The 6,166-nt window shown below is 29.8% G+C and carries 5 protein-coding genes and 1 tRNA gene; all 6 read left to right on the top strand.

The features are described from left to right. Nucleotides 1–136: 136 nt before the first annotated feature. The 6 genes from ACIQZC_RS01190 (at nucleotide 137) to ACIQZC_RS01165 (ending at nucleotide 6,104) form a co-directional block, all read left to right on the top strand. Nucleotides 137–221: transfer RNA gene (locus ACIQZC_RS01190), tRNA-Ser, on the top strand. 260 nt (nucleotides 222–481) lie between these two features. Next, nucleotides 482–1,705 (top strand): phage integrase SAM-like domain-containing protein, encoded by a 1,224-nt coding sequence (locus tag ACIQZC_RS01185; RefSeq protein WP_396137410.1) that lies wholly within the window; start codon nucleotides 482–484, stop codon nucleotides 1,703–1,705. 26 nt (nucleotides 1,706–1,731) lie between these two features. After that, nucleotides 1,732–2,643, top strand: coding sequence for a hypothetical protein (locus tag ACIQZC_RS01180; RefSeq protein ID WP_396137409.1), 912 nt, complete (start codon nucleotides 1,732–1,734; stop codon nucleotides 2,641–2,643). 97 nt (nucleotides 2,644–2,740) lie between these two features. Then, entirely contained in the window at nucleotides 2,741–3,067 is a 327-nt protein-coding gene (locus tag ACIQZC_RS01175) for a helix-turn-helix domain-containing protein (RefSeq protein WP_396137408.1), read from the top strand. Then, nucleotides 3,051–3,419: a hypothetical protein gene (locus ACIQZC_RS01170; RefSeq protein ID WP_396137407.1), complete on the top strand. Its 369-nt coding sequence runs from the start codon at nucleotides 3,051–3,053 to the stop codon at nucleotides 3,417–3,419. The genes ACIQZC_RS01175 and ACIQZC_RS01170 overlap by 17 nt, the downstream gene beginning before the upstream one ends. Before the next feature lie 426 nt (nucleotides 3,420–3,845). Then, complete coding sequence (locus ACIQZC_RS01165) at nucleotides 3,846–6,104, top strand: S8 family peptidase (RefSeq protein ID WP_396137406.1); 2,259 nt, start codon at nucleotides 3,846–3,848, stop codon at nucleotides 6,102–6,104. Nucleotides 6,105–6,166: the final 62 nt, after the last annotated feature.

Raw genomic sequence — 6,166 nt, 5'->3', positions numbered from 1 at the left:
AAGCATAATTATTTCGGAATGAAATAGTTAAAAAAAATGTCTCGTTTTTATTTATTTTTATTCTTAAAAGGTTTGCAGGAATAAAAAAACATTCTATATTTGCACTCGCAATCAGCAATTGAGTGCGCGACTTATTGGAGAAATGGCAGAGTGGTCGAATGCGGCAGTCTTGAAAACTGTTGACTGTAACAGGTCCGGGGGTTCGAATCCCTCTTTCTCCGCGGAAAGCATGTTTCAAAAGAAACATAAAAGTTCAAAAACCCTTTAAACATCAGTGTTTGAAGGGTTTTTTCGTTTTTAGAAAAGTGTCAAAAAACACATAAAAACGCATAATTTAGTTACCCTATAGGTTACCCTATCGGTTTTTTTGCAAAAATAGGGTAACTAAATTTCGAAATTCCCCTGGAGATCTCCAGTAACCATAAGGGCTTACGCTTTTTTTAGTTCAATTTGTACTGTTTAATTTTAACTAAAAAAGATTATGGTAAGAACAATGTTTTACATCAAAAAAGACAAGGTAAAAAGCAATGGAGAATGTCCAATTTACATTAAAATTCTCTTTAAAAACCAATCCATCACAATAAGTACTTGCAAGTACATATCTGAGGAAAGATGGACTCAAACAGACAATTTAAGACGAGTATTAAGACAAGACAAAGAAAAAGTACTTAAAGAATACTTGGATTTGTATGTTTTAAAAATTGAAAAAATCTACAATCAACTTATAAAGTTTCAAGAGGATGTAAGTATTTCTGAATTTAAACTTATGATTTTAGGAAAACATGCAGAAGACTCCCTCCCCTCTTTATTGAATTTAATAGACAAACACAATCAATATTTTGCTAAATTAGTAGGAGTTGGTGAACGCTCTAAAGCTTCGCTTCAGAAATACATGAGAGTAAAAGATTTAATTCAAACTTTTAATGTAAAAAAATACGGATGTAAAGACATAAAAGTTAATAAAGTGAACAGCGCCTACATATACAATCTTGAATCGTATCTAAAATTTGAGAGCGAATATAAAGGCAAATTAGGGATTAAAAACAATTCTACCGTAAAGTACTTCAAGAATCTAAAAACGATCTGTAATTATGCAATAAAGATGGAATTAATAGAAAAAAATCCATTTAACTTATACAGCGGTAAAATAAAAGAAGTTGAAACTTTATTTTTGACCCAAGAGGAGTTGGAACGTATTGAAAATAAAGATTTCAAAATTGATCGATTGGAACGTGTGAAAGATCTCTTCTTATTTAGTTGTTATACGGGTTATGCTCCGGTAGATGCATTACAACTAACTCGAAAAAATATTATTCAAGATACTTCCAAAACCCTATGGATAAAAGCCAATCGACAAAAGACCAATACAAAATCAAATGTACCACTTCTGCCACAAGCAATTAAAATAATCAATAAATACCAATTTGAATCAGAGAATTTACTACCTAAAATATCAAATCAAAAGATGAATGCCTATTTAAAGGAAATTGCAGAACTTGTCGGATTTGATAAAAATCTAACTTGGTATGTAGCTCGACACACATTTGCAACAACGGTTACACTAGGAAATGGCATAAAAATTGAGAACGTTTCTGCGATGCTTGGACATAAAACCATAAGACAAACGCAGCATTATGCTAAAATTCTTGATACTAATGTTTCAGAAGACATGCAAAAATTAATGGAGAAATTTAAAGACAATTAGATTTTTATTAAATTTGATATAACTAAATGACTAACAACATGCTACTACCCTTAGAATACTTAAAGGAATTCATTGATTTTACAAATGAAAAAATAGATTTTCATTCCAAACACAAAAAATATCGCATTAACAACATGTGGTTAGATGAAATAGGTGAATCTTATTTTCATGATAGGATTAATGAATTTGTTGAAGGACTTAAGGTGATTTTGATAAGCAACAACAATAACCTTTTAATTGTTGATGAATTGCTAAAAAATATACAAAGTAAACTTTATCGCTATAAAATTGATAAAATTCAATATTTTGAATCTTTTTTAAGCCATATAAGTAACATTAATGAAGTGGATTTTGAGATTGACTATGATGTGCAGGAAATTTATTATATTGAAAAAGTATTAAATTATAATTTTGATGGAAATGTAGAAGAAGATAATATATTTTATTGCTTATACGCGCATAAAGATCGAACCAAAAATTACAAAGAAAAGGATGATTTTGAAAAGGTTAAATTGTATTTTTTTATAAATCAATTCTTTAAATCCCTAATCTACTTCGAAGAAAAAATCAATTATCTGAAAAATGCTATTCAGGTATACGGAGTCACAGATTTAAGCCATTACGCTTCAGAAAATAAAGCCCCAGAAAATAAGTGCAACATAAAATTAGATAAAATTTCAACAGCGTTTTTATTTAAACTTTTAATTGAAGCAGATTTAATTTACATGGATGATGATAAATACAAAAGCGAGAGTAAAATCAAGAAGTTTGCTGAAAAATATTTTAACTATACGGATTCTAAACTTGGAATAAAACCTTTAACAGATTTTACCAAGGAATATTCCAAAGTAAAAGATAAACAGAGGAAAGATAAGCAATATGATGTCTTAGACCTCCTTTACAATTACATCAAAAACAAGAGAACATATCTTAACTAATATTTTATTAATTTATCTCTTGGAGATCTCCATAAACCTATTTATTTAATAAACATAAACTATTCCTTTACAGAATAATTTAATAATTTAATTGTTTATGAAAAATTTAGAGGAGATTCAAATCCCATCGGTTCGCGGAATTCAATTACTGCTTGAGCCCATTGTAGTCAAGTTACAAAACTTAGAAAATGAGCTACAAAAATTACCTAAGAAGGTACAGCCTTCAAAGTACTATCGTGCTAAAGATTTAAAAGAACTCTTTGGCCTAACCAACAACACTATTATCAAGTATCGAAATGACGGAATACTTCCGTATACTTTACTTGGTGGTGTTTATCTGTATGACGCTAAAGCTATAGATGAAATGTTGGAACAAAACAAAAGCAATTCAGGAAGGAGGTTATTTTATGAGCGATCTAATTAAAATTGACCCGCTTACAGGCGAACAGTTTATACCACAACGAGTGAATCAACGATTTGCATCTGCTTCGAACCGCAAAAAATTCAACAACCAACAAGCCAATGCACTTAGAAAAAAAAGAGCTATTTTCTATGGACCTTTAAATGAAACACATCTACTTCTAATTAGACTAATGGAAGGCAAAGATGAAAGTGTTTTTTCATACGATTTTTTAGAAGGCTATGGTATCCAGTTCAAATTGTTTACCCACTTCAAAACGATACAAGGAATTAGACATAACTGTGTTTTTGAATTTACGTTAATAATAGATAATATAAATAAATCTGTAAAAATTATTAGATATGGAGGATTATAGAAACCTTATTACCTTAGAACGTACTTTTGAGACCGAAAACACTCTTGCTGAAAATATGATGCTCAAAAAGGATAACAAATTCCTTATTACTACAACTATTCTTTTAGGAGTTATAGCAATAGGGTTATTCGTGTACGCAATTGACCAGGAACTTCAGAAAAAGTAGTTGAAACATCAAAAGAAAGATTAAGCCTGAGCGATATCGTTCGGGCTTTTTTTATTACATAACTTATAATTAATTAATTTGTCTTATATTTGTTATGAAAAATTTATTGAAATAAATAGCGTTTTACTGATAATCTGTAGTTGAAAGGTCGAAAATTCAAATACATACAAGAAAGTTAGAGTAAAAAGAAGTTTACTAAGAGAAGTGTGGTTCCTGGTCTAAATAAATGGACTTTTAATTAATTCTTATAATTTGAAAAAATGAAAAATAAAATTACTATTTTACTAAACCTCCTAATGCTTTTATTAAGCATTAACCTATTTTCACAACAAATTTTTACTGATGAATCAAGAATTATAAAAATTGATAGTAAATTAGAAAATTCTAAACTTTCACTTGTTACAAAATCTATTTTATTACAAGCTAAACAAAATAAAAACAATTCTATTACAGAGGTAAATTTGAATAGTTTATTAAGAATTACACTTTTATTTGATGGAGATTGTACAAATTTCAACAGATCAAATATTTTCTTAGATATTTCTAAAATATCTGATAATATTTCAACAGCGTTTATTAAAGTACAAGATTTACCCCTTCTAGAAAGTATACAATGTTTAAAATATGCTGATATAGGTGAAAAATTAGAATTAGAAGTAAGTAATGCAAGAAATACAACTAATACGAATTCTGTGCATTCAGGTACAGGTTTAAGTCAATCCTACACTGGTACTGGTGTAATTGTTGGAATAATAGACGGTGGTTTCGATTACACACATCCAAATTTTAAAGATGTTAATGGTAATTTAAGAATTTCAAGAGTTTGGGAAAGAAGTAATGCTTCAGGAACACCTCCAAGTAACTTAGGTTTTACATATGGTTCAGAATATATTGGTGCTACTGCAATATTAAGCAAATTATATGATCTAACAAATTCTTCTCACGGTACGCATGTGGCAGGAATTGCAGCAGGCACTGGAACTGGTAATTTAAGTTTATTAAAAGGTATGGCACCAAATTCTGAAATAGTTTTAGTTAGCGGTTTCAATCAGGTTATTCCAACGGATAATAATTATGTTGATGCAATAAATTATATTAAAAATTATGCAAATTCTGTTAACAAGCCTGTAGTAATTAATATGAGTTTTGGAACGGGTCTTGGTCCTCATGACGGTACAACTATTGAGGAACAAGCATTAAATAATTTATCAAATACACCTGGACTAGTATTAGTAGCTGCCGCTGGAAACGATGGGGGACGTAAAAAGCACGCAGTAAATGTGTTCAATGGAAATCAAACAAAATTTTTATTGAATAATAAAAATTTTTATTCTGCAAATGAAGAATCTACAATCGATATATGGGGAAATAACCAAGGTATTAATAGTGCTTTTGGTGTTACAATTGGAGTTTATAATACTTTAACTGAAACTTATGAGTCCACAAGTACACTTCAATTTATAGTGAACGGGAACTTAAATTTTCAGAATCCCTATACTTTAATCGATGTAGATCCCATTTTTACATCAGATGACTTATGGACAATAACATTTTTTTCAGAAATAAATCCACTTAATAATAGACCACATTTAAGAATTACATGTAATTCAAATAATGATAATGCTTCTGATTTTTTAATTGTAGCAATTCAATCAATTGATGACACGATACATTCTTGGTGTAATAATTGTGAGTTTGATAATCTGACAGGTTTTAATTTCACACAAGGTGATGATTTTTTTTCAATATATTCACCAGGGAATGCAAGTGGAGTTGTTACTGTAGGCTCGTATAATCCTATTGAAGTATTGAATTCAGAACCATTTCCAGGCGATGAAGGAACATTGTCAACATATTCTTGCAAAGGACCTCGTACAGATTTTTTAATTAAGCCTAATGTTACTGCCCCAGGTAATAGAATTGTTTCTTCATTAAGTTCTTTTCACGCCACTTATCAATCTGGTGGTTTAGGGTTTATTGATGTAACTAATACTTTTGGTACTCATTTTTATGGTAAAATGGATGGCACATCAATGGCATCACCAGTTGTAAGCGGTATTGTAGCTTTATGGCTACAGGCTTATCCTCAACTAACAACAAATAATGTACTGGGAATAATTGGCAATACATCAATAGCAGATTCAGATGTTACAAATCCATTTAATTTTTATGGCACAACTTATTCAACACCACCTAATGTAAAGTGGGGTTATGGTAAAATAGATGCTTTAGCTGGTATGCAATTAATTGAACAAGCTTTAAACGTAGATACTTTCGATACCACAAATAATTTCATTGTGTACCCCAACCCAACGTCTTCAAAAATTTTCATCACTTCAAAAGAGCAGGTGTCATCTTATGAAGTTTACAATACCTTAGGACAAAAAGTAAAAGAAGGTGTTTTTAATGGGGTCTTAGAACAAGAAGAATTAGATGTAACCGCTTTACAAAATGGGTTATATATCTTAAACTTTAAAGGAGAGAAAGTAAATAAAACAGTAAGAGTAGTAAAACAATAAATAAAAATATTTAATAATATGAATACTATCTCAAATTAGGACAAGAAATTACTTATTACTAC

Origin of the sequence: Flavobacterium sp., assembly GCF_044338735.1 — a bacterium.
Taxonomy (GTDB): domain Bacteria; phylum Bacteroidota; class Bacteroidia; order Flavobacteriales; family Flavobacteriaceae; genus Flavobacterium.
This window is presented reverse-complemented; position numbering and strand designations above follow the sequence as displayed.